Genomic DNA, 21,685 nt, shown 5'->3' with positions numbered 1-21,685 from the left:
CATGGCGGAGCTGTTGATCGACCTCGCGTCACGTTCGCCAGCCGAGACGGCGCTGGTCGACGAGCGCGGCTCGACCACCTGGCGGGAGCTCAACGACCGGGTCAACGGGTGGATCACCGAGTTGCGCGGGCACCGGGTGGCAGCCGGTGACGCGGTGGCCGTGATGGCCGGCAACCGCCGGGAGACCTTCGAGGTGGTGCTGGCCGGGCTGCACCTCGGGGCGACCGTGGTGCCGGTCAACTGGCACCTCACCGCCGCCGAGGTGGCCCACATCCTGACCGACGCCGCGTGTCGTCTGCTGGTCGTCGACGCACCCCGCGCCGCCGTGGCCGCCGACGCGGTGGCCCGTTGCGACGGCCCGCGCCCGCTCGTGATCGACGACCGGACGCCCACCCCGGACACCACCGAGCCGGACGGCCAGCGGTGCGGCGCCCTGCTGCTCTACACCTCCGGCAGCACCGGCCGACCCCGGGGGGTGGCCAATCGACTCTTCGTCGCCGACGCCCCGTTCTCCCGCGTGGGCCGCCTGGGTGACTACGCCGCGCGGACGCTGCGGCTCCCGGCGGGGGGACGGACGCTCGTCGTCGCCCCCTGGTATCACTCCGCGCAACTCTTCTTCGCGCTGCTTCCCCTGCTGCGCGGCAGCACCCTGGTGATCGAGGAGCGGTTCGACCCGGTCCGCACGCTGTCCACCATGACCCGACACCGGGTCACCACGGCACATCTGGTGCCCACCCACTTCGTCCGGATGCTGGCGCTCGACCCGGCGGTACGCGCCGAACTCACCCCCCGGGACCTGCGGCTGGTCTGGCACGGCGGCGGCCCCTGCCCGGTCGAGGTGAAGGACCGGATGATCAGGTGGTGGGGTCCGGTGCTGCTGGAGTACTACGGCGCCACCGAGTCGGGGGCGCTCACCGTCATCGACTCGGTCGAGGCCGGCCAGCGGCCGGGCAGCGTCGGCCGGGCGGTGCCCCCGCACGAGATCGTCATCCTGGACCCGGCCGGACGCCCACTACCGGCCGGGCAGACCGGCACCGTCTACGCGCGACGGATCGGCGGCAGCGGGTTCCACTACCACAACGCCCCGGCCGAGACCGCCGCCGCGCATCGCGCCCCCGACCTGTTCACCGTCGGGGAGATCGGTCACCTCGACGACGACGGATACCTCTACCTGACCGGACGTGCCCGCGACGTGGTGGTCACCGGCGGGGTCAACGTGCATGCCGCCGAGGTCGAGGCGGTGCTGCTGCGTCATCCGGAGGTCCGGGACGCGGCCGTCGTCGGGGTGCCCGACGACGAGTACGGCGAGCGGGTGGTCGCGGTGGTGGTGGCCGCCGAGCCGGACCACGCCGACGAGTTGCCGAAACGCCTCGACCGGCACACCCGGGAGACGTTGGCCGGATTCAAGGCGCCGCGGGCGTACCGGCTGGTCGACACGCTGCCCCGCGACGACACCGGCAAGCTCCGCAAACAACTCGTCCGGCGGATGCTGGCCGACCTGCCGGGCGGTGGCTCATGAACGTCAGCCTGCCCACAGCCGACATCGCGCACCCCGCCACCTACGCGCGGGGGGTTCCGCACGACGAGTTCGCCCGACGCCGACGCGAGGAGCCGGTCGGTTGGGTCACCGAACCGACTCTCGTCCGCCGCTCGACCGCCGGGTCGACGGTGCAGCGGGGCACTGGCTTCTGGGCCGTCACGACCCACGCGGAGATCGTCGACGTCTGTCGGCGGCGGGACGAGTTCTCGTCCAGTCGCCGGGGCGCGTTCCTGGTCGACCCGCGTACCAAGGCCGACCTGGAACGGGCCCGGCAACTCCTGGTCAACATGGACGCCCCGCAGCACACCTGGATCCGCCGGGCGATCTCCCCCGCGTTCACCCCACGATCGGTCCAGCGGTTGGCGGCGGACGTGGGCGGGCACGCCCGGTCGACCGTGGCACGGGCGATGGCAGGCGACGACATCGACCTGGTCCGCGACCTCGCCGCCGAACTGCCGCTGCTGGTGCTCGCCGACCTGCTGGGCCTGCCACCGGCCGACCGGGGGCTGCTGCTGCGCTGGAGCAACCACCTGGTGGGTTTCGACGACCCCGAGTTCGGCGGTGGCGACATCGAGGCGTACCGGCAGGCGCTGGGCGAGGCACTGGCCTATGCCGCAGCACTGGTCCGCGACCGTCGGCGGCGGCCCCGGGAGGACCTCGTCTCGGCGTTGGTGGCGGCCGAGGTCGAGGGACGCCGACTCACCGACGCCCAGCTCTGCCAGATCTGGCTGTTGCTGATCGTCGCCGGTAACGAGACGACCCGGCACCTGATCTCCGGTTCGCTGGCCCTGCTGATCGACGAGCGCGTCGACGCGTCCGGACCGGGTGCCGTCGAGGAGTTGCTGCGCCTGGTCAGCCCGATCACCCAGTTCCGCCGGACGGCGACCCGCGACACCACACTGGCCGGTACCCGGATCGCCGAGGGCGACAAGGTGGTCCTCTACTTCACCTCGGCGAACCGGGACGAGCGGGTGTTCGCCGACCCGCACCGGTTCCGGCCGGACCGCCCCGACAACCCGCACCTGGCCTTCGGCATCGGCCCACACTTCTGCCTCGGCGCCCATCTGGCCCGACTGGAACTCGCCGAGTTGCTGACCGCCATCCGTCCCTACCTGCCCCGGCTGCGACTCGCCGGCCCGGTGGTCCGGTTGCAGTCGAACTTCGTCAACGGGATCAAGACGATGCCGGCCGCGCTGGAGCCCGCGCCCAGGTCGACCGGCAGATGAAAGGAGCGCCCATCATGGAGGAGAGCGAGCGGTACCGGTTCGCCGTCGTGCACAACGACGAGGACCAGTACTCGATCTGGCCCGACGACCAGGAGCTGCCCCCTGGCTGGCAGCGGGAGGGCACGGCCGGTTCACGGCAGCAGTGCCTCGACCACATCGCCGGGATCTGGACGGACATGACGCCGCGCAGCCTCCGTGCGGCGCTCGCCCGCGACGCCGCGGACCGCTGAGATGGTGTACGGCCTTCTCAGCGGTGCGTATCCGACCGACGCCGACCTACGCTCCGGCCATGCGTGAATCGCCGGCCTCGGTGGGCCAACGACTGCTCTGGTTGATGGACCACTACCAGGGCGGCCGGCGGAGCCTCACGCAGCAGGTGTTGCTGCGGCGCGACACGGTGGACGTCGGTCGGCTCCGCGAGGCGTTGACCCTGCTCGGCGACCGCCACGAAGCACTGCGGACGAGACTGGTCGAGCGTCGCCGCCAGTTGATGCAGCAGGTCTGCCCGAACCGTGAGCCGGACCTCGACGTCGTCGACCTGACCGGCGTACGCGACCCGGTCGACGCCCTGCGCGACGCGCTCGCCACCGACCTGCGTCAGCGAGTGCCCGTCGAGCAGTGGCCGACCCGCACCACGCTCTACCGCCTGCCCGACCGGGCCGTCGTCTGCCTGAGCATGCACCACCTGATCACCGATCACTCGTCGAACGGCCTGGTGTTGCGCGACCTGCGCACGATCTACGAAGCCCTCGCGGAGGCCACACCGCCCGATCTACCCGAGGTCACCTGGCAGTACGCCACCTGGGCGCAGTGGCAGCGGGAACGGCTGGCCGGGGAGAGCCGCCGTCGGCTCGACACGTTCTGGCGGGACACCCTCGACGGAGCCAGCCTGCCGATGCTGCCGGTCCGGAACCCGGAGCCGGTCGACTCCGGTTCGGCCCGCGTACGTTTGGCCGAGCCGGTGGTCCGGTCCCTGCGCGCCCTCGCGCGGACCCACCGGACCAGCATGTTCGCCGTCCTGCTGGCGGTCTTCTACACCCTGCTGCACCAGCGCACCGGCCAGGCGGACCTGACCGTGACCTCGCTCTTCGCGAACCGGGCCCGCTCCGAGGTGGCCAACACCCTGGGTTTCTTCGTCAACCAGGTGGCACTGCGCAGCCAGGTCGACAGCGGCGAGCCGTTCACCGCGCTGGTGCGGCGGGTCCGGGGCGCCACGATCCGCGCCCTGCCGCACCAGGACCTGCCGTTCCACATGCTGCCGCCGGGCATCGTGCAGTCCCCCAGCGGCCGGGCCGACCAGGTGGTCTTCCAGATGCTCGACCCCGGCACGACCCGTGGTGACATGCGCGGTGACCACCTGGCCGACCTGGAGCCGCAGACCCGCAACACCCGCTTCGACCTCGAACTGCTCGTGGTGCCGATCGGCGACTCGCTGGTCGTCCAGCTCCGGTACACCGACCGGCTCTTCGACGACACGACCGCGCGGGCCTTCGTCCGCGACTTCGGGTACCTCGCGGATCGGTTCGGACGGCAGCCCGACGACCCGGTCGGCGACGCGGTCAGCCAACTCGCCCGCACCGAGGCAGCACGACCATCCCCCACCCTGACCGAGGAGCAGTGATGAGCCAACCGACCGTGACGGCCGACCAGATCACGGCGATCGTGCGTGATCTCGCCCCCGCGCCCAACGACGACCTCGGACCCGATACCCGGCTCGTCGAGGATCTCGGATACCACTCGCTGGCATTGCTCGAACTGGCCTTCGCCCTGGAGGACGAGTTCGACCTGGAGCCGATCGACGAGCAGACCGCCCGGCGGATCACCACCGTCGGCCTGGTCGTCGAGACCGTGCTGGAGCGGATCGCGGAGCGGGACGGCGCACCCTCGGCTCCGGTGACGGACCGGGCCTGATCCACCGTGCGGACCGATGCCCTCGACCGCGTCGACGCGGTGGTCGGCGCGCTCACCGCCGGTGCCGACGAGGCCGAACGTAGCGCCCAGCTGCCGGCCGACACGGTGACCGCCCTGCGCACGGCGGGGCTGTTCCGGATGGTCGTGCCGGCCCGGTACGGGGGCGACGAGTTGCCCGTCAGCGAGGTGCTGCCGGTGCTCGCCGCCCTTTCCCGTACCGACCCGTCGGTCGGCTGGGTGGTCGGCCAGGTGGCGCTGTCGCAGCTCATCATCGGTTGTGGCGGTCCGGAGACAGCCGCCGAGGTCTACGCCGACGGACCCGACGTGGTGGCGGCCGGCGCGGTGGCGATCAAGGGACGGGCCGCGTCGACTGCGGACGGATGGCAGGTTAGCGGTCGCTGGCCCTTCGTCTCCGGATGTCGGCACGCGTCCTGGTTCTATCTCAACTGCGCCGTGCAGGACGGCAGGAGCCTGGCCCGTGGGCCGGACGGCGAGGTGTCGAGCCGGATGGTCGTGCTGCCCGCGTCCGCTGTCACGATCGAGCCCTCCTGGCAGGCGCTCGGCCTGCGCGGCACCGGCAGCCACGACGTCACGGTCACCCGGGCGCTCTGCCCGGACCACCGCGGCTTCACCGGGTCGCGGACCGACCCGGGGGCGGAGGTGGTCGCGGACCGGGTCGCCACGTCCAGTCTGATCATCGCCGCCGTCGCCCTGGGTATCGCCGAGGGTGCCACCACCGAGCTGATCGAGCTGGTCATGTCCGGGAAGCGACCGGCGTTGAGCCGGGTGCCGCTGTCCCGGTCGCCGCAGCTCCAGGACCAGCTCGGCGAGGCGGACGTGCGCTGTCGGGCGGCCCGGACGGTCCTGCTCGACGCCGCACGGGCGGCCGAGCAACAGATCGAGGCGTCACCCGCACGTCGCCGGGCACGCACCCGGGCCACCGCCGCACATCTCATCGCCGAGGCGACCGCGGTCGTCGACACGGCCTACCGGCTCGCCGGTGGCACCGCCGTCTACGACTCGTGCCCGCTACAGCGCCGCTTCCGCGACATGCGGACCGCCGCTCAACACTTCGTGGCCGGCCGCCAGTCCTTCGCCGCGCTCGGGGCGTCGCTGGTCGGTGAGACACCGGACGACGGCGGCCGATGAGGCGGCCTGATCCTCCGGCGCGGGTCGGCCGCGATCAGGGAACTCAACTGGAGGTCACGGTGCCCGTCACCGCAGCCAGATTCGACGCGCTGGATCCGGCGCTGCTCGTCGATCCGTACCCGACCTATGCCCGCCTGCGCGAACAGGCCGCCGTGTGCCGGGGCGGCCCGGCCACCTGGGTGGTGCCCCGATGGGCGGAGGTGGCCGAGCTGCTGCGCGATCCCCGGCTCGGGCACGGTTTCGCCGCCACCGGTGAGTCGAACCTGCTGCGGCTGGCCTACTCGGTCGCCGGTGGCCGGGCGGACACCGCGCTCACCCGGATCGTGCCCCGGCTGCCCGGCAAGGACCACGTGCGAGTTCGCCGGTTGATGGCCCAGGCCCTCAACCCGGCCGCCGTACGCGCCATCGCCGCGGACGTCGGCACGTGGATGGACCGGTTCCTCGACGACGCCGTACAGCGCGGCGGATTCGACGCGATGACCGACCTGGCCCTACCGCTGCAAACCGCCGTCGCGTGTGAGCTGCTCAGCGCACCGGCTGCCGACCGGCCCGACATCGTCCGCCGGGCCATCGACGTCGGCCGGGCGTTCATCCTCATCCCGTACGTCGCCGAAGGTGGGATCGCCGCGCAGCACGAGGCGATCGGCTGGTTGCGCGACTACGTGGCCGAGCTGGTCGCCGCCCGACGCCGCGTGCCCGGTGACGACCTGATCTCCCGTCTCACCCGGGTACGCCACCAGGGCACCGTGCTCTCCGACGACGAGATCGTCGACAACGCGGTGTTCCTGCTCTTCGCCGGTTTCGAGACCACGATCCACCTGGTTGCCGGAGGCTGCGCCGCTCTGGCCGGGCATCCCGACGCCTGGCGGCAGCTCAGTGGTCGGCCGCAGCTGGCGGCCAACGCGGTCGAGGAACTGCTGCGCTACGACGCGCCGATCCAGTGGGTCGCCCGTCTCACGTCGGCGCCGGTGCAGATCGCCGACCGGACGATCCGTAAGGACCGTGCGGTGTTGCTGCTGCTCGCCTCGGCCAACCGCGATCCACGGCGCTTCGCCGACCCCGACCGGCTCGACCTGACCCGCCACCCCAACCCGCACGTCAGCTTCGGCGGGGGCCCGCACACCTGCCTCGGTACGGTGCTGGCGCGGGCTCTGGGCACGGTGGTGTTCGAGCGGCTGGCCTCCCGCGTCGACTCGCTCGAACCCGCCGGCGAGGCGGTACTCCGCCCCCACTTCAACCTGCGTGGACACCACCAGGTCCCGCTGGCGGTGACGTCTCTGTAGGAGCGTGTGCCCTGCTCTACACGCGCTCAGCGGCCGAACCAGACGGCCTTCGGACGCCGGAACTCCTCGACACCGGCCCGGCCGCCGAGTCGGCCGTACCCGCTGTGCCCGGTCCCCCCGAACGGCGTCGCGGGGGACAGCCCGGAGAAGCCGTTGACCCACACCGCCCCCGCGTCCAACGCCCGGACCAGGCGGTGCGCCCGACGCAGGTCGGTGGTGTGCAGGTAGGCCGCCAACCCGTAGCGGGTGCCGTTGGCCACGGCCACCGCGTCGTCCTCGGTGGAGAATCGGGAGAAGGCCAGCACCGGCCCCAGGACCTCCTCCTGCACCAGCTCGGCGGCCGGTTCGACGCCGGAGAAGACGGTGGGAGCCACGAAGTACCCGTCAGCCAGGTCGCCGCCGAGCCGCTCGCCCCCGATGACCAACTTGCCCACGGCGGCGTCCCGGCGGGCCCGGTCGATGACCTCGGTGCAGTGGTCGACGGCCGCCTGGGACACCAGCGGGCCGAGCACCGTGCCCGGCCGCTGCGGGTCGCCGACCACCAGCTTCGACAGCCGGCTCAGGACCAGGTCGAGCACCCGGTCGTAGACGGAGTCCTCGACCAGGATCCGGCTGGCCCGCGCACAGGCCTGCCCGTTGAGGATCACCGCACCGGACAGGGCCTGCCGGGCCGCCGCCCGAAGGTCGGCGTCGGCGAAGATCAGGTGGGCGGAGCTGCCACCGAGTTCGAGACTGGCCGGGGTGAGCCGCTCGGCGGCGGCGGTCAGGATCCGGCGGGCGGTCGGGACACCGCCGGTCAGGTGGATCTTGTCGACCCCGGCGGTACGCACCAGCGCCTCGCCCCCGACGGCGTCGGAGGTGACCACGTTGACCAGGCCGGTCGGTAGGCCCGCCCGCCGGCAGTGCTCACCGATCCGCACCGCGGTGAACGGTGCCAACTCGGACGGCTTCACCACCACCGCGTTACCGGCCGCCAGCACCGGCCCGAGCACCTGCCCGAGCATGGCCACCGCGCCGTTGTAGGGCAGCAGGGCGGCCACCACACCGTACGGCTCGTCGAGGGTGTGGCTCCAGCCGTGACCGACCGCCCCGGCCACCACCTCGCCGCCGGACTTGTCGATCCAGCCCGCGTTGTAGCGCAGGAAGTCGGCGGCCACCTGGGGCGTGGCGGCGGCGAACTGACGGGGCAGGCCGATCTCCAGGACCTGCAACTCGGTGAGCGTCTCGGCGTCTTCGATGATCAGGTCGGCCAGTCGCAGCAGCGCGTCGCGTCGACCGGCGGGCGGCATCGCCCACCAACGGGGCAGGGCGGAACGGGCGGCGGCGACCGCCGCCGACATCTCGGCCGCCCCGCCGCCGACCACCTCGACGGTGGGTCGACCGGTCGCGGCGTAGTGATGACGGTAGATGCCGCCGGTCGCCGACGGGACGTGGTCCCCGCCGATCAGGACGGCGCTCGTGGGGATGCGGTCGAGCGGTGGATCGAGAACGGCCACAGCCCGGATGCTAATCGTCGTCCCTGCCCAGTGCGGTTGCGCGCAGCTCGCACACCGGTGTCCTAGACGGGCGTCGACCGTAGACTTCGCTCGATCTTCGGCCCGACGAGGGGACAACACGCATGCATCTCGCCGTGTTCACCCAGTGCTCGCCCGCACCGCAGTTCAAGGGCATGTGGCGGGATCCGCAGGACCGCACCGCAGAGGGTTACAAGAGCCTGTCCCACTGGACCGCGCTCGCCCGACGGCTTGAGGACGCCCGCGTCGACACGCTGTTCTTCGCCGACGTCTTCGGCCTCTACGACGTCTACCAGGGGTCGTGGGCGGCGGCCGTCCGGCACGGTGTGCAGGTCCCGATGATCGATCCGACGCTGTTGCTGCCCGCGATGGCCGCGGTCACCCGGCACCTGGGCTTCGCGGTCACCTACTCCACCACCTATCACCAGCCCTACCAGGCAGCCCGACTGTTCTCCTCGCTCGACCACCTGACCGACGGCCGGGTCGGCTGGAACATGGTCACCTCCTATCTGCGGTCGGCGGCCGAGAACGGGATGGGCGAGTTCCTCGACCACGACGTCCGTTACGACCGCGCTGACGAGTACGTGGAGGTCGTGCGGGCGCTGTGGGAGGAAAGCTGGGAGGACGACGCGGTCGTCCGCGACGCGGCCAACGACACCTTCACCGACCCGGACCGGGTGCACGAGATCGGCCACGCCGGGAAGTGGTTCTCCGTCCGGGGCCCACACCAGTGCGAGCCGTCACCACAGCGGACACCACTGCTGTTCCAGGCGGGCGCGTCACCCCGGGGCATCGAGTTCGCGGCCCGCCACGCGGAGGTCGTCTTCCTCACCCTGGCCGATCCGGAGACCGGGGCGAAGAAGGTCGCCGAGCTGCGGCAGGCGGCGAGCCGGGCGGGCCGCGATCCCCGGTCGATCAAAGCGTTGCAGGGCTCGATGACGATGGTCGGCGCCGATCGGGAGCAGGCCCGCGCCCGGGCCAAGCTCTACTCCCAGTTGTGGAGCGGCGAGGGACAGCTGGCCAAGTGGTGCGGCTGGATGGACTTCGACATCGCCGCGTATCCCGACGACGCCCCGGTCAGCGACATCCGTGGTCAGGCCAGCCACTCCTTCCTCGACTTCCTGCGTCGGCTGAGCCCCGACCGGGAGTGGACCGTCGGCGACATCCGCTACATCGCCTCCCGGCCCCGCCGGGCCCGCCGTGACGCGCCGATGATGCTGTTCGGCACGGCCGAGGAGGTGGCCGACCGGATGGAGCAGTGGCTCGAAATCGCCGACGTCGACGGATTCAACCTGGTGCCCTGCCCACCCTCGGTCGCGATCGACGACATCTGCGACCTGCTGGTGCCGGAGTTGCAGCGCCGAGGGCTGTTCCGTACCGCCTACGACCCGGCCGAGAGCACCCAGCGGGAACGCTACTTCGGTGCCGGGGTCCGCCACTATCCGAAGGGTGTGCGATGACGCGGAAACCGCCGCTGCTACCGGCCGACCCGGCGCCGGAGAGCGCCCCGCTGGCGTACTCGCAGGAAGGGCTCTGGTTCCTCCAGCAGCTCGACGCGGCCAACACCGCCTACACCGTCCCGCTGTCGTTGCGGCTGGCCCCCGAGGTCACCAGGACGAGCTTCGAGGCGGCTCTCACCGCACTGGTGGACCGGCACGACGCGCTGCGGCTACGGTTCCAGGCCGACGGCAGCGACGCGCCGACCCTCCGCGTCGGCCCCGGCTACCTGCCGGAGGTGCGCTGGCACGAGACGGTCGACGACGACCGGTGGCACGAGCTGGTCGCCGAGGTCATGCGGGAACCCTTCGACCTGACCAGCGGTCGCCTCGTACGCGGAGTCGGCGCACCCGCACCCGGCGGTGGACACCGGGTGTGCCTGGCCATCCCGCACATCGTCGCCGACGGCTGGTCGGTACGGCTCATCTCACGTGACCTCGCCGCGCTGCACTCCGGGACGGAACTGCCCCGGCTACCGGTGACCTTCGCCGACTTCGCCACCTGGCAGCGCGGTTGGCTGCGGGGCGAGGCGCTCGACGCCGAGGTGGCCTACTGGCGGGACGAACTCGCCACCTCGACCCCGCTGGTGCTGCCTACCGACTTCACGCCGGGGCCGATGACCACCGCGACCGCGGCCGTGGCCACCATGATGTTGCCCGCCGAGGTCACCGCCGACCTGCTCGCCGTGGCCCGATCGGCCCGCGCGACCGGGTTCGTCGCCACCACCGCGTTGGTCGCCGCGCTGCTGGCCCGTTGGACGTCCGAGCGTGACCTGCTGCTGGGCACCGCGACCGCCGGGCGCACCATGGCCGCCCTCACCGACGTGGTGGGCAACTTCGTCAACACCGTCGCGCTGCGGGTCGACCTGACCGACGACCCGTCGTTCCGGGAACTGCTGGGGCGGGTCCGCACCAAGGTCCTCCAGGCGATGCGACACGCGGACGCCCCGTTCCACCATGTCGTCGCCGACCTCGCGCCCCGACGCGACCTGCACCGACAGCCCGTGTTCAACGTGGTGATCGCGCATCAGGAGTTCACCGGCGCGGCGGCCGACGACGACGGGGCGATCCGGCTCGAACCTCAGGAGACGGCCGCCGTCGTGGCCAGTCACTTCGACCTCGACGCGGAGACCGCCGTGGTCGACGGTCAGCTCTCCTGCCTGCTCATCTATCGGGCCGACCTGTTCGCCGCGCCGACCATCGAACGGCTCCGCGACCACCTGGTGGCGTTGGCCCGGCAGGTGGCCCGGGAGCCGGACACGCCCCTGTTCGACCTGCCGCTGACCGGTGACCTGGCCGCCGGACTGCCCGCCGAGCCGCCACCCGCCCCGGAGGTCACGCTGCTCGCGGCCATCGCCGAGCACGCGCGGCACCGCCCCGACACCGAGGCGGTGGCCACCGACTCCGGCGCGTTGACCTACGCCGAACTCGTGCACGCGGCGGAGGGGAAGGCCGCCGGGCTGCGGCAGGCGGGCGTCGGTCGAGGCGACGTCGTGGCGGTGTCCGGACCGCTCCGTCCCGAGGCGATCGTCGACGCGCTCGCCGTCCTACGCTGCGGCGCGGCCTACACGCTCGTCGACCCGGGCGATCCGCCGGTCCCCGGCGTCACGCACCACGCCGACACGGTGGCGGCTCTCGACGCCGACCCCGGCGAGGACTGGCCGACGCCGCTGGACGTGGCGGTCCTCCAGGTCACCCCGGACGGCCCGGTGCTGGTCGACCACGGCAATCTCGCGGCCGTGTCGGCCGGCGTCGAGTTGGGACCGGACGAGCCGGTGCTGCTCCTCGACGGGTTCCCGCTCGCCTTCTGGGCCGTCCTGCGGGCCGGTGGGACCTGTTTGCTAGCCGACAGCGGCGACGTGGTGGGCGAGGTGTCCCGGCACGCGCCGTCGACCCTGCTGCTGACCGCCGAGCAACTGGCCGACGTCATCGACGCCGACCCCGACGCGTTGGATCCGGTCGACACCGTCGTCGTCGCCGGTGACCCGGTGGCGCTCGCCGAGCTGCCGGTGCCCCAGCCGGTACGGCGTACCCACAGCCGCGCCGAGACGACCGGGATCGCGACCGCGTGCACCGCCCCGGCGGGTGAGCCTCGGATCATCGGTACGCCGGTCGACGGCGCGACCGCCCACGTGCTGGACGAGCGGATGCGCCCGGTGCCGCCGGGCATGGTGGGACGCCTCTACCTCGGAGGGTCGGGCGTCACCGTCGGGTACCACGGGCAGCCCGCCCGCACGGCCGAGCGGTACCGACCCGACCCGTTCGGACCGCCGGGTGGGCGCCTGTTCGACACCGGCGATCGGGCGTTCGTCGACACCGACGGCAACCTGCGCTGGTTCGACCGCCGCGACCGCCGAGTGACCGTCGGCGGTGTCCCGGTCGACCTCGCCGAGGTGGAACGGGTACTGACCGACGACCCACGGGTGCGCCGGGCGGCGGTGGTCAGCCACCGCTCCGGTGGGCGCACCCGGCTCGCCGCGTTCGTCGACACCGCGCCCGAACAGCTCACCGGCGTGTTGGCCGGTGCCGCCCGCGCGGTCGGTGGCGCGGCACTGCCCGAGCACGCCGAGGTCGCACCGGACCTGCCCGCCGAGCCGGATCACGCCGCGCTGCTGGCCCGCCTGCGTCGGGCCGAGGCCGCGCCCGACCCGGAGCGGGTCGCCGGCTACGAACGCCTGGTCGGCGAGGTGTGGCGGAAGGTGCTCGGCATCGACGACTTCACCGTCACCGACAGCTTCTTCGACGTCGGAGGTCACTCCCTGCTGGCGCTGCCGGTGCTGCGCGGGGTCCAGGACGCCACCGGCATCACCCTGCCGCTGGCGTCGCTCTTCGACTTCCCCACCGTGCGTGACCTGGCCCGCCATCTGGCCGACCGGGACGACGGGCCGTCGCCGCTGCGTCGACCGGACGCGGACCGGCACGCGCCAGCACCGCTGACCCACGGGCAGGAGGCGCTCTGGATCCTCGACCAGCTGGGCGAGGCACAGCACGCGTTCAACGTGCCGATCAGCGTCCGGCTGGCCGCCGACGCCGACCGTGACCGGGTGGAGCAGGCCGTGGCGACGCTGATCCGCCGCCACGAGGCCCTGCGTACCCGTTACGAGGCGGGCCCGGACGGCACTCCACACCAGGTGGTGATCGCCCCGTACCCACCCGCTCTGGCCTGGCACGACCTGCGTGACCTGACCGACGACGCGGCGCGGCGGCGTACCTCCGAGCTGTTCTCCGCCGTCTACACCGAGCCCTTCGACCTGGCCGGCGGGAGGGTGCTGCGCGGCATCGTGGTGCGCGACCGGACCGCCTGCACGGTGTTGCTGGCCTGCCACCACATCGCGGTCGACGCCTGGTCCCGGGCGGTGCTGACCCGCGAGCTGCGGGCGGCGTACCGGGGCGAGACCCTGCCCGAACCGGCGGCGCAGATGGCCGACGTCGCGCACTGGCAGCGTCGCCAACTGACCGGCGAGGTGCTCGACCAGAAGCTGCGGTACTGGCAGGAGCGGTTGGCCGGTGCCCCACCACTGGAACTGCCGACCAGCCCCCGCAGGACCTCCGGAAGCCCCTCGACCGACGCGGGAATGGTGACGGCCCGGTGGGATCCGGAGGTCACCGCCGGTCTGCTCCGGCTGGCCGCCAGCGAACAGGTCACCCCGTACGCGGCCGTCGCCAGCCTCCTCGCGGCCTGCCTGGCCCCCTACACCACCAGCGGTGACGTGGTCTTCGGGTCGAGCCTGACCGGCCGGCTGCTGGCCGAGATGGCCGACCTGGTCGGTCTGCTCACCAACACCGTGATGCTGCGGGCCGACGCGACCGACGACCCGTCGTTCCGCACGCTGCTGCGCCGGATGCGCACCGAGACGATGACCGCCCAGCAGCATCAGGACACCCCCTACGAGCTGGTCGTCCCGACGATGGGTGGGCAGTCCGACGGCGGACGCAACCCGCTGTCCGACGTGCTGCTGGTGCACACCGCTCACTCCGGCGACGAGTTGGCGGCGGCCCTCGACCGACCTGGCGACGAGCCACCGATGGCGGTGGGGCCGCGCTTCGGCGTGGAGGTGCACACCACACTGCTCGACGACACGCTCGCGCTCGTCGTCATCTTCCGGTCGGCCAGCTACGACACCGCCGACATGCGGGCCCTGCTCGACCGGATGAACGCCCTCGCCGTCGCGGTCGTCGAGCAGCCCGACCGGGCCCTGTCCGACGTCCGCCCGGTGGAGCGGCCCGAACCACGGCTGGCCGCCGGGCCGGTCGAACCGGTCCCGTTCCACTCGCCCGTCGCCATGATCGATGACCAGGCGGCCCGGCATCCCGACGCGGTGGCGGTGGTCGACGAGACCGGTTGCCTCTCGTACGCCGAGTTGGTCACGCGGGCCAACCGCTACGCCCGACATCTACGTGAGACGGGGATCCGTCGGGGCGACGTGGTCGCCGTGTGCCGACGACGCGACGTCCACCGGGTCGTCGTACTGCTGGGCATCCTCAAGGCCGGTGCCGCCTACCTTCCGTTGGACCCCACCCACCCGCCGCGCCGCATCCACCATGCGCTCCAGCAGGCCCGCCCGGCGCTCCTGGTCGCCGACGACCTGGGTTCGCTGCTGGCCACCGACGAGGTGCCGGTGCGCGACTACCAACCCGACGACCCGGCCGTCGCCGGTCAACCGCCGACGCCACCCGAGGTCGAGCTGGGCCCGGACGACCTGGCCAACGTCCTGTTCACCTCCGGTTCGACGGGTACGCCGAAGGGGGTGGCCGTACCGCACGGCGCTCTCGCCAACTTCTTCCACGGTGCCCGGCACTGGCTCGCCCTGGCACCGGGTGACCGGATGCTCCAGCTCGCCCCGCACACCTTCGACGTGGCCACTCTCGAACTGCTGGCGCCGTTGTGCGCGGGCGCGGCCACCATCAGCGCGCCGGTCGACGTGCTCGCCGATGATCTCGCCACGCTGGTGCACCGTTACCAGGTGACCGTCGTCTTCCTCGTCCCGCCGCTGCTGGACCTGGCCATCGACCGGGGCGTGGCCAGGTTGGCCCCGCTGCGCCGGATCGTCTCCGGCGGCGACGTGATCGCCACGTCGAGCTTCAACACCCTGCACTGCGGTGAGCCACCACGGCGTCTCATGCCCGTCTACGGTCCGACCGAGACCGCGGTGATCGCCTCCGTCCTCACCGGGGACGACCTCGACGACGGGGAGATGACCGGGCCGGTGCCGATCGGTCGACCGGTCGCCAACGTGCACTGGTACGTCATGGACTCCCGGATGCGGCCGGTCCCCCGGGGCACACGCGGCGAGATCTACATCGGCGGCGCGGGGGTCACGCGTGGCTACCTGGGCCGACCGGACCTGACCGCCGACCGGTTCCTGCCCGACCCGTTCGGTCCCCCCGGCTCCCGGATGTACCGCACCGGCGACCTCGGGCGGCAACGTCCGGACGGGGTGATGGAGTTCGGCGGCCGGGCGGACACCCAGGTGAAGATCCGGGGGTACCGCATCGAGTTGGAGGAGATCGAGCACGCGATGCGGTCGCACCCGCAGGTGCGGTTCGCCGCCGCGAAGGTGCACCGCGCGGAGACCGGCCCGGTCCTCGTCGGCTACTTCGTGCCGGAGGACGACAGCACCACCACCGATCCGGAGGAGATCCGCCGCCACCTCGCCGACCTGCTGCCGCCGTACGCGGTGCCGGCGGTCGTGGAGACGGTGCCGACCCTCCCGCTGTCGATCCACGGCAAGCTCGACCGGGACGCCCTGCCGGAGCCCCGGATCGAGGCGGCCCCGGACTCCGGCTCACCCCGTACCTCGTTGGAGGGTGAGGTCACGAAGGTCTGGTCGGCGGTGCTGGGCCGGCAGGTCGGGGTGCACGACGACTTCTTCGCCGCTGGCGGACACTCGCTGCTCGTGGTGCACGCCACCGATCGGCTCCGCGCCGACCTGGGCTGGGACGTGCCGCTGCGGCTGCTCTTCGACCACCCGTCGGTGGCCCGGTACGCCGCCGCGCTGGAGCGGCTGCGGCAGGACGGCGAGCGGCCGACCGGTGTCGTCCATCGGCGACAGTGGCGCAGCCAACTGCTGGGCACCCTCCGGCGGGTCGACCTGTACGTGCCGCCGGGCTATTCGCCAGCTGCCGGAGACACCCTGCTGGTCGCCCCGGACGGGTCGGATTTCGTCGACGTGATGCGGGCGCCGGGCGTCCTCGACGACCTCGCCCACGCCGGGCGGATACCACCGACTCCGGCGCTGTTCGTCTCCCACCCCGACTGGTCGACACGCCAGGCCGAACTGTCGGAGGGGGTCGCCTTCGTCGACGCGCTGATGGCCGAGGCGGTGCCGCTGGCCTGTGAGTGGCTCGGGCTCGACCCGGATCGGGTACGGGTCGTCGCAGCCGGTGCCAGCCTCGGTGCCGTCGCCGCCGTCACCGCGGCCGTGCGGCACCCACGGATGGTCGACGGCGTGCTGGCCCTGTCCGGTCCGCTGTGGTGGTCGCCAGCCGGTGAGGAGCCCGGCTGGCTGCTGCGTCGAAGCGACGCCGCCCCGGGCACCCGGTTCCACGTGTACGCGGCCGAGGGTGACGATCCGCGTATCCGCGCCTGGAGCGTACAGCTGGCCGACGCGCTGACCGCCGCCGGCAATCCGGTCCGTCATGTGGCCGGTCCAGGCGGGCACACGTTCGCCACCTGGCAGGACCACCTACCGGAGGCGCTGGGCTGGGTCCTGTCGGCATCGGCCCGGCAACCGATCGAGGAGGTGCGCGGTGCTGGACGGCTGTGAGCCGTGGCCACCGGAGGCGGTCGAACGCTACCGCCGGTCGGGTTACTGGCGTGACGCGACGCTCGCCGATCTGCTCCGGGAGGTGGCCACCACCGACGGGGACCGGGTGGCGCTGGTCTGCGGATCTCGGACGGTCAGCTACGCCCACCTGGATGCCTGGGCCGACCGCCTGGCGGGTGGTCTGCACCGTCTCGGCATCCGGCGCGGCGACCGGATCGTGGTGCAGCTGCCCAACGTCCCGGAGTTCGCGGCGGTCTCCGTCGCCGCGTTCCGGCTCGGTGCCCTTCCGGTGTTCGCGCTGCCGGCCCACCGCCGCAGTGAGATCGCGTACCTCTGCGCACACACCGACGCCGTCGCCTACCTGACCTCGGGCACGGTGGCCGGCTTCGACCATCGGCGGCTCGCCGCCGAGGTGCGCAAGGAGGTGCCGTCGCTGCGTCACATCCTCATCGCCGACGACGACGCCGGGGAGTTCACCCCGCTGTCCGCCGTGGACGGCCCGCCGGTGCGGGTCGACGTCGACCCGGCCGAGGTGGCCTTCTTCCTGCTCTCCGGGGGCACCACGGGCACGCCGAAGCTGATCCCGCGTACCCATCGGGACTACGACTTCCAGATCCGGGCGACGGCGGCCGAGATGGGTTTCGACGCCGACGGCGTCTACCTGGCCGCCCTGCCGGTGAGTCACAATGCCGCGCTCGGCTGTCCTGGCCTGCTCGGCGCGCTCCGGGTGGGCGGACGGGCCGTGCTGGCGTCGAGTCCCAGCCCGGACGAGGTGTTCCCGCTGGTCGCCCGGGAGCAGGTCACCCTGACCACCCTCATGCCCGCGTACCTGCCGCTCTGGTCCGACCTGGCCGGTGTCTTCGGCGCCGACCTGTCGGCGGTGACCATCGAGGTCGGCGGTGCGCCACTGGCACCGGCCGTCGCCCAGCGGGCCGAGGCGGCGCTCGGCTGCACGATCACCCGGTGGTTCGGCATGGCCGAGGGGCTGCTGGTCTTCACCCGGCGCGAGGACCCGCTGGAGGTCCGTACGAGCACCGAGGGCCTTCCCCTGTCCGCTGCCGACGAGATCCTCGTGGTCGACGACGAGGACCGCCCGGTGTCACCGGGCGCGAGCGGCGAGTTGCTCGCCCGGGGGCCGACCGTGCTGCGCGGCTATTACCGGGCCGCCGACTACAACGCCCGCGCCTTCACGGCCGACGGGTACCTGCGCACCGGTGACCGGGTACGCCTCGACGCCGACGGCCGGTTGGTGGTGCTCGGCCGCATCAAGGACGTCGTCAATCGGGGCGGTGAGAAGGTGCCACCCGAGGAGGTCGAGGAACACCTGCTCACCCACGATCAGGTGCGGGAGGTGGCGGTCATCGGGATCGCCGACGCGGTGTTGGGCGAGAAGACCTGCGCGGCCGTGGTGGCCGCCGGTGAACCGCCGACGCTCGCGGCGCTACGCGACTGGCTCACCGGACGCGGAGTCGCCGACTACAAGCTGCCCGACCGCCTGGTCGTCGTCGGAGGGTTGCCACGTACCGGAGTTGGCAAGATCGACAAGGCCGCCCTGGTCGCCATGGTCACCGAGGCGAGGGCCTGACCAGTCGGACCGGGCGGGGCCTCGCCGCACAGATCGCGCCGGGGCTCACCGCCCCCGTCAACGGGCCCCGGCGAGCAGGGCGGACAACGTCGGCAGGTTCTCCGACAGCCATCGGTCCAGGTGGCTGTCGAACCGCTCGAAGTCACGCTCCAGCACGGACAGACCCCGGGTCGGCACCCGCGCCCCCAGTTCGACGAGCAGGGCCCGCAGGTGCAGGTCGACGGCGAAACGGTGCTCGGCGCTGGCGGCCGTCATCATCCCGACCGCTACCGTGCCGGTCAGCCCGGCCCTCGGCAGCAGGTCGAGGAAGTGCTTGAGGACACCGGAGTAGCTGCCCTTGAGCGTGGGACTGGCGACGACCAGCAGCTGCGCGGCCTGGGTACGGGCGAGCGCCCGGGTGACCGGGTCGGCGGCGACCGGATCGACCCCGGGCACGTGGAGGCCGAGCGCGGGCAGCAGGTCGGACAGGTCGATCACGTCGCACTGGGCCATTGGGTCGCCGTTCGACGGCTCCAGCCCGGCACGGATCGCGGCGGCGAACGCCAGCGCGATGCCACGGGTCCGGGACCCGGGCCGGGCGCTGCCCACCACCACCCCCACCCGGGGCGGGGACGCCACCACGGTGGACGCCGCCGGGCTCACCGTGGCGCGGACCGCCGTCATCGCGCCGGCTCCATCTCGGTCACCAGGCCACGCGCCCGCAGACGGGGCAGGACTCCCTCGCCGAACCGGTAGACCTCTTCGAGGTGCGGCTGACCGGACAGGATCAGATGGTCGACGCCCAACGCGTGCAGCTCGGCGATGCGGTCGGCCACCTCGTCGTGGCTGCCGACCAGCGCCGCTCCCGCCCCCGGCCGGACCAGGCCGTAACCCGCCCAGATGTTGGGGTGCGAGGTCAGCCCCACCGCGCTCTGCGCCAACGCGGTCATCCGGCGCTGCCCCACCGACTCGGAGCGCCGGAACCGGGCCTGCGCCTCGGCGATCCGGCTCGGCTCCATGCCGTCGAGCAACTCCTGTGCGACCTGCCATGCCTCGTCGGCGGTGTCCCGGGCGATGACGTGGTAGCGGGTGCCGAAGGCCAGCGTCCGGCCGTGCTCCTCGGCGAGCCGCCGGGCCGCGCCGATCAGCTCGGCCAGGCCGGTGGGTGACTCCCCCCAGGCCAGGTAGACGTCGGCGTGGCGGGCGGCCACCGCCTGCGCGGCCGGCGACGAACCGCCCACGAAGATGGGGGTACGCAGCGGGTACGGACGCGTCAACCGGCCACGCTCGACCTGGTAGTGCTCGCCCCGGAAGTCGAACTCACGCCCGGCCCACGCCTGGTCGAGGACCTGGAGCAGCTCGGCCGTACGCGCGTAGCGCTCGTCGTGCGGCAACGCGTCACCGTAGCGGCGCTGCTCGTCGTGGTCCCCGCCGGTCACCACGTTGAACAGCAGCCGCCCGCCGCTGATCCGTTGCAGGGTGGCGGCCATCTGCGCGACCAGCGGCGGCGCGATCAGCCCGGTGCGCAGCGCCAGCATGAACCGCAACCGGGTCGTCTGCGTGGCCAACGCGGCGCTGACCAGCCAGGGGTCCTCGCAGAACATGCCGAACGGCACCAGCGCCCCGGTGAAGCCCAACCCGTCGGCGGCCAGCGCCACCTGGGTCAGGTAGGCCAGGTCCGGGTCGCGTCGCGGCGGGCGGGCCAGCGGCTCACCGGAGGCCGACTTGGCCACGTCACGACCATCGCCGTGGGCCGGGATGAACCAGTACAGCGCGAGACTCATCACGGCGTCCCGGCAGCCGCTCCGAGCTCTTCCCGGATCAGCCGGCACAGGCCGCGGGCGGTCGGCTCGTCGAACAGCTCGGGCAGCGGCAGTTCCACGCCGTAGCGCTGGTACGCGTCGGCAGCCATCCGCACCAGGTGCAGGCTGGTGGCGTCGTGGTCGAAGAAGTCCTCGTCGGGCGCGACGCTCGGCACGCCCAACACGGGGGACACGATCTCGGCGGCGACCTGGTCGACGGTCACCGCTTCCGGCTGGGACGACGATTCGCTCACGTCAACTCCGATGCGATAGCGGCGTACACCGCCGCGGCGGATTCGGTCAGGAAGAAATGGCCTCCGGGGAAAAACCGCACCTGCGACGGCGCGCTCGTGTAGTCCGCCCAACCGGCGAGGTCGGCCGGGTCGACGTGCGGATCCGACTCGCCACCGAACACGGTGACCGGCCACGGCAGCAGCGCCCCGGCTCGGAACCGGTACGACTCCGTCATCGCCGCGTCGGCCCGCAACGCGGGCACCACCAGACTGAGCAGTTGCGGGTTGTCGATGACCTCCATGGCGGTGCCGTTGAGCGCGGCGATCTCCGCCACCAGCTCGTCCTCGGGCAGATCCGCCACCGGACGGCCGAGGGAGCGACGTCGCGGGTGTGGACAGCCCGACACGACCAGCCGCAGATCAGGCCCGTCGGCCGCGACCCGACCGGCCAGCACCCGCATCACCTCGTACGCGAGCAACCCGCCGCTGCTGTGCCCGAAGAACACCGCCGGCAGGTCGAGGTAGGGTCGCACGACCTGGGCGACCGCCCGGGCCAGCGGCTCGATCCGGGTGAACGGCCGATCCCGGAGCCGGTCCTCACGTCCCGGCAGTTGGAGCGCCACGACCTCGACGTGGTCGGGCAGGGCGGCCGGCCAGTCCCGGTAGGCGGAGGCACCGGCACCGGCGTACGGCAGGCAGAACAGCCGGTGGGTGGGTGCGGCCCGCCGGGCCCGACGCAGGTAGGGCGACTCGGCGGTGAACTGGACGACCGACATGCCGACCCCCCGTCACCTGGACTGCGGGCCGTCGACGCGCCGGGCCAGGCTCTTCGGTGCGACCAGGGTGTAGGAGATCCGGATCCACTCGGACATCTCCTGCCAGCGCTTCTCGTCGTCCTCGTCGGCGCGGACGCTGACCTGGACCCAGCCGTGCCGACCGAGGCCGTAGCGCATCGGCACCACGGACTCGTCGCTCGCGACCACCGCCTCCGCCTCGTCGCGGGGCAGCTTCACACAGATCGTGGTGCCCGGCGGTGACACGAAGACGAAGACCTTGCCGCGTACCCGGAAGGTGGGCTCGCCGCCCCAGCCCTCGACGACCACGCACTCGGACTCCGGCAGCTCGGCCGCGATCTCGGCGAACCGCCGCAGGTTCTGGGAGGGATTGGGCACGGGGAGGGTCACGTCGGCACCTCAAGTC

General features: G+C 72.6%; 16 protein-coding genes. 10 read left to right on the top strand and 6 right to left on the bottom strand.

The window, feature by feature from the left end; translation table 11 throughout:
* Window position 1: 1 nt before the first annotated feature.
* The 7 genes from ACLQ2S_RS13585 to ACLQ2S_RS13555 are packed head-to-tail and all read left to right on the top strand — an operon-like array spanning window position 2 to window position 7,109.
* The gene (locus ACLQ2S_RS13585; protein ID WP_425701788.1) at window positions 2-1,519 is read left to right on the top strand and encodes an AMP-binding protein; all 1,518 of its coding nucleotides are present in this window, start codon (window positions 2-4) and stop codon (window positions 1,517-1,519) included.
* Window positions 1,516-2,766, top strand: coding sequence for a cytochrome P450 (locus tag ACLQ2S_RS13580; protein WP_155215232.1), 1,251 nt, complete (start codon window positions 1,516-1,518; stop codon window positions 2,764-2,766). The genes ACLQ2S_RS13585 and ACLQ2S_RS13580 overlap by 4 nt, the downstream gene beginning before the upstream one ends.
* A 14-nt stretch (window positions 2,767-2,780) precedes the next feature.
* On the top strand, window positions 2,781-2,996 hold the full coding sequence (locus ACLQ2S_RS13575; protein ID WP_155215233.1) for an MbtH family protein: 216 nt from the start codon (window positions 2,781-2,783) through the stop codon (window positions 2,994-2,996).
* 59 nt (window positions 2,997-3,055) lie between these two features.
* Window positions 3,056-4,387 (top strand): condensation domain-containing protein, encoded by a 1,332-nt coding sequence (locus tag ACLQ2S_RS13570; protein ID WP_155215234.1) that lies wholly within the window; start codon window positions 3,056-3,058, stop codon window positions 4,385-4,387.
* A complete protein-coding gene (locus ACLQ2S_RS13565) occupies window positions 4,387-4,677 on the top strand; it encodes a phosphopantetheine-binding protein (RefSeq protein WP_155215235.1) in 291 nt (96 codons plus the stop codon). Before ACLQ2S_RS13570 ends, ACLQ2S_RS13565 begins: the two co-directional genes overlap by 1 nt.
* A 6-nt stretch (window positions 4,678-4,683) precedes the next feature.
* Window positions 4,684-5,826 carry an acyl-CoA dehydrogenase family protein gene (locus ACLQ2S_RS13560; RefSeq protein WP_309222737.1) on the top strand — a complete coding sequence of 381 codons (1,143 nt, stop codon included), beginning with the start codon at window positions 4,684-4,686 and terminating at the stop codon, window positions 5,824-5,826.
* A 59-nt stretch (window positions 5,827-5,885) separates the two neighbouring features.
* Window positions 5,886-7,109, top strand: coding sequence for a cytochrome P450 (locus ACLQ2S_RS13555; RefSeq protein ID WP_425701787.1), 1,224 nt, complete (start codon window positions 5,886-5,888; stop codon window positions 7,107-7,109).
* Window positions 7,110-7,135: 26 nt separating this feature from the next.
* Here the strand turns inward: ACLQ2S_RS13555 and ACLQ2S_RS13550 are convergent, their stop codons facing one another.
* The gene (locus ACLQ2S_RS13550; protein WP_309222739.1) at window positions 7,136-8,605 is read right to left on the bottom strand and encodes an aldehyde dehydrogenase family protein; all 1,470 of its coding nucleotides are present in this window, start codon (window positions 8,603-8,605) and stop codon (window positions 7,136-7,138) included.
* A gap of 122 nt (window positions 8,606-8,727) precedes the next feature.
* Here ACLQ2S_RS13550 and ACLQ2S_RS13545 point away from each other — a divergent pair, with 122 nt between their 5' ends.
* From ACLQ2S_RS13545 to ACLQ2S_RS13535, 3 genes are read left to right on the top strand one after another with little or no spacing between them, the layout of a single operon-like run.
* Entirely contained in the window at window positions 8,728-10,083 is a 1,356-nt protein-coding gene (locus ACLQ2S_RS13545) for an LLM class flavin-dependent oxidoreductase (RefSeq protein WP_155215237.1), read from the top strand.
* Window positions 10,080-16,886, top strand: coding sequence for an amino acid adenylation domain-containing protein (locus ACLQ2S_RS13540; protein WP_425701786.1), 6,807 nt, complete (start codon window positions 10,080-10,082; stop codon window positions 16,884-16,886). The genes ACLQ2S_RS13545 and ACLQ2S_RS13540 overlap by 4 nt, the downstream gene beginning before the upstream one ends.
* On the top strand, window positions 16,870-18,471 hold the full coding sequence (locus ACLQ2S_RS13535) for a (2,3-dihydroxybenzoyl)adenylate synthase (protein WP_196222473.1): 1,602 nt from the start codon (window positions 16,870-16,872) through the stop codon (window positions 18,469-18,471). Before ACLQ2S_RS13540 ends, ACLQ2S_RS13535 begins: the two co-directional genes overlap by 17 nt.
* A 57-nt stretch (window positions 18,472-18,528) precedes the next feature.
* Here ACLQ2S_RS13535 and ACLQ2S_RS13530 read toward each other — a convergent pair whose 3' ends face one another.
* The 5 genes from ACLQ2S_RS13530 to ACLQ2S_RS13510 are packed head-to-tail and all read right to left on the bottom strand — an operon-like array spanning window position 18,529 to window position 21,669.
* Window positions 18,529-19,134, bottom strand: a complete 606-nt coding sequence (locus ACLQ2S_RS13530) for an NADPH-dependent FMN reductase (RefSeq protein ID WP_155215240.1) — start codon at window positions 19,132-19,134, stop codon at window positions 18,529-18,531.
* Window positions 19,131-20,234, bottom strand: a complete 1,104-nt coding sequence (locus ACLQ2S_RS13525) for an LLM class flavin-dependent oxidoreductase (RefSeq protein WP_155215241.1) — start codon at window positions 20,232-20,234, stop codon at window positions 19,131-19,133. Before ACLQ2S_RS13525 ends, ACLQ2S_RS13530 begins: the two co-directional genes overlap by 4 nt.
* Window positions 20,234-20,506 (bottom strand): acyl carrier protein, encoded by a 273-nt coding sequence (locus tag ACLQ2S_RS13520; protein WP_196222465.1) that lies wholly within the window; start codon window positions 20,504-20,506, stop codon window positions 20,234-20,236. Before ACLQ2S_RS13520 ends, ACLQ2S_RS13525 begins: the two co-directional genes overlap by 1 nt.
* A complete protein-coding gene (locus tag ACLQ2S_RS13515; protein ID WP_155215243.1) occupies window positions 20,503-21,261 on the bottom strand; it encodes a thioesterase II family protein in 759 nt (252 codons plus the stop codon). Before ACLQ2S_RS13515 ends, ACLQ2S_RS13520 begins: the two co-directional genes overlap by 4 nt.
* 12 nt (window positions 21,262-21,273) lie before the next feature.
* Window positions 21,274-21,669: an MmcQ/YjbR family DNA-binding protein gene (locus ACLQ2S_RS13510; RefSeq protein ID WP_309222740.1), complete on the bottom strand. Its 396-nt coding sequence runs from the start codon at window positions 21,667-21,669 to the stop codon at window positions 21,274-21,276.
* Between the last annotated feature and the right edge of the window lie 16 nt (window positions 21,670-21,685).

It is taken from the genome of Micromonospora sp. DT48 (assembly GCF_049844495.1).
Classification (GTDB): Bacteria; Actinomycetota; Actinomycetes; order Mycobacteriales; family Micromonosporaceae; genus Micromonospora.
The sequence above is the reverse complement of the archived record's forward strand: the minus strand, read 5'-3'. Positions and strand labels throughout refer to the sequence as shown.

Bases quoted from the DNA above. Each gene is read 5' to 3' on its own strand.
- ACLQ2S_RS13575 (WP_155215233.1), top strand. From the start codon at position 2,781: ATGGAGGAGAGCGAGCGGTACCGGTTCGCCGTCGTGCACAACGACGAG.
- ACLQ2S_RS13525 (WP_155215241.1), bottom strand. From the start codon at position 20,234: ATGAGTCTCGCGCTGTACTGGTTCATCCCGGCCCACGGCGATGGTCGT.
- ACLQ2S_RS13565 (WP_155215235.1), top strand. From the start codon at position 4,387: ATGAGCCAACCGACCGTGACGGCCGACCAGATCACGGCGATCGTGCGT.
- ACLQ2S_RS13540 (WP_425701786.1), top strand. From the start codon at position 10,080: ATGACGCGGAAACCGCCGCTGCTACCGGCCGACCCGGCGCCGGAGAGC.
- ACLQ2S_RS13515 (WP_155215243.1), bottom strand. From the start codon at position 21,261: ATGTCGGTCGTCCAGTTCACCGCCGAGTCGCCCTACCTGCGTCGGGCC.
- ACLQ2S_RS13530 (WP_155215240.1), bottom strand. From the start codon at position 19,134: ATGACGGCGGTCCGCGCCACGGTGAGCCCGGCGGCGTCCACCGTGGTG.
- ACLQ2S_RS13580 (WP_155215232.1), top strand. From the start codon at position 1,516: ATGAACGTCAGCCTGCCCACAGCCGACATCGCGCACCCCGCCACCTAC.
- ACLQ2S_RS13585 (WP_425701788.1), top strand. From the start codon at position 2: ATGGCGGAGCTGTTGATCGACCTCGCGTCACGTTCGCCAGCCGAGACG.
- ACLQ2S_RS13570 (WP_155215234.1), top strand. From the start codon at position 3,056: ATGCGTGAATCGCCGGCCTCGGTGGGCCAACGACTGCTCTGGTTGATG.
- ACLQ2S_RS13545 (WP_155215237.1), top strand. From the start codon at position 8,728: ATGCATCTCGCCGTGTTCACCCAGTGCTCGCCCGCACCGCAGTTCAAG.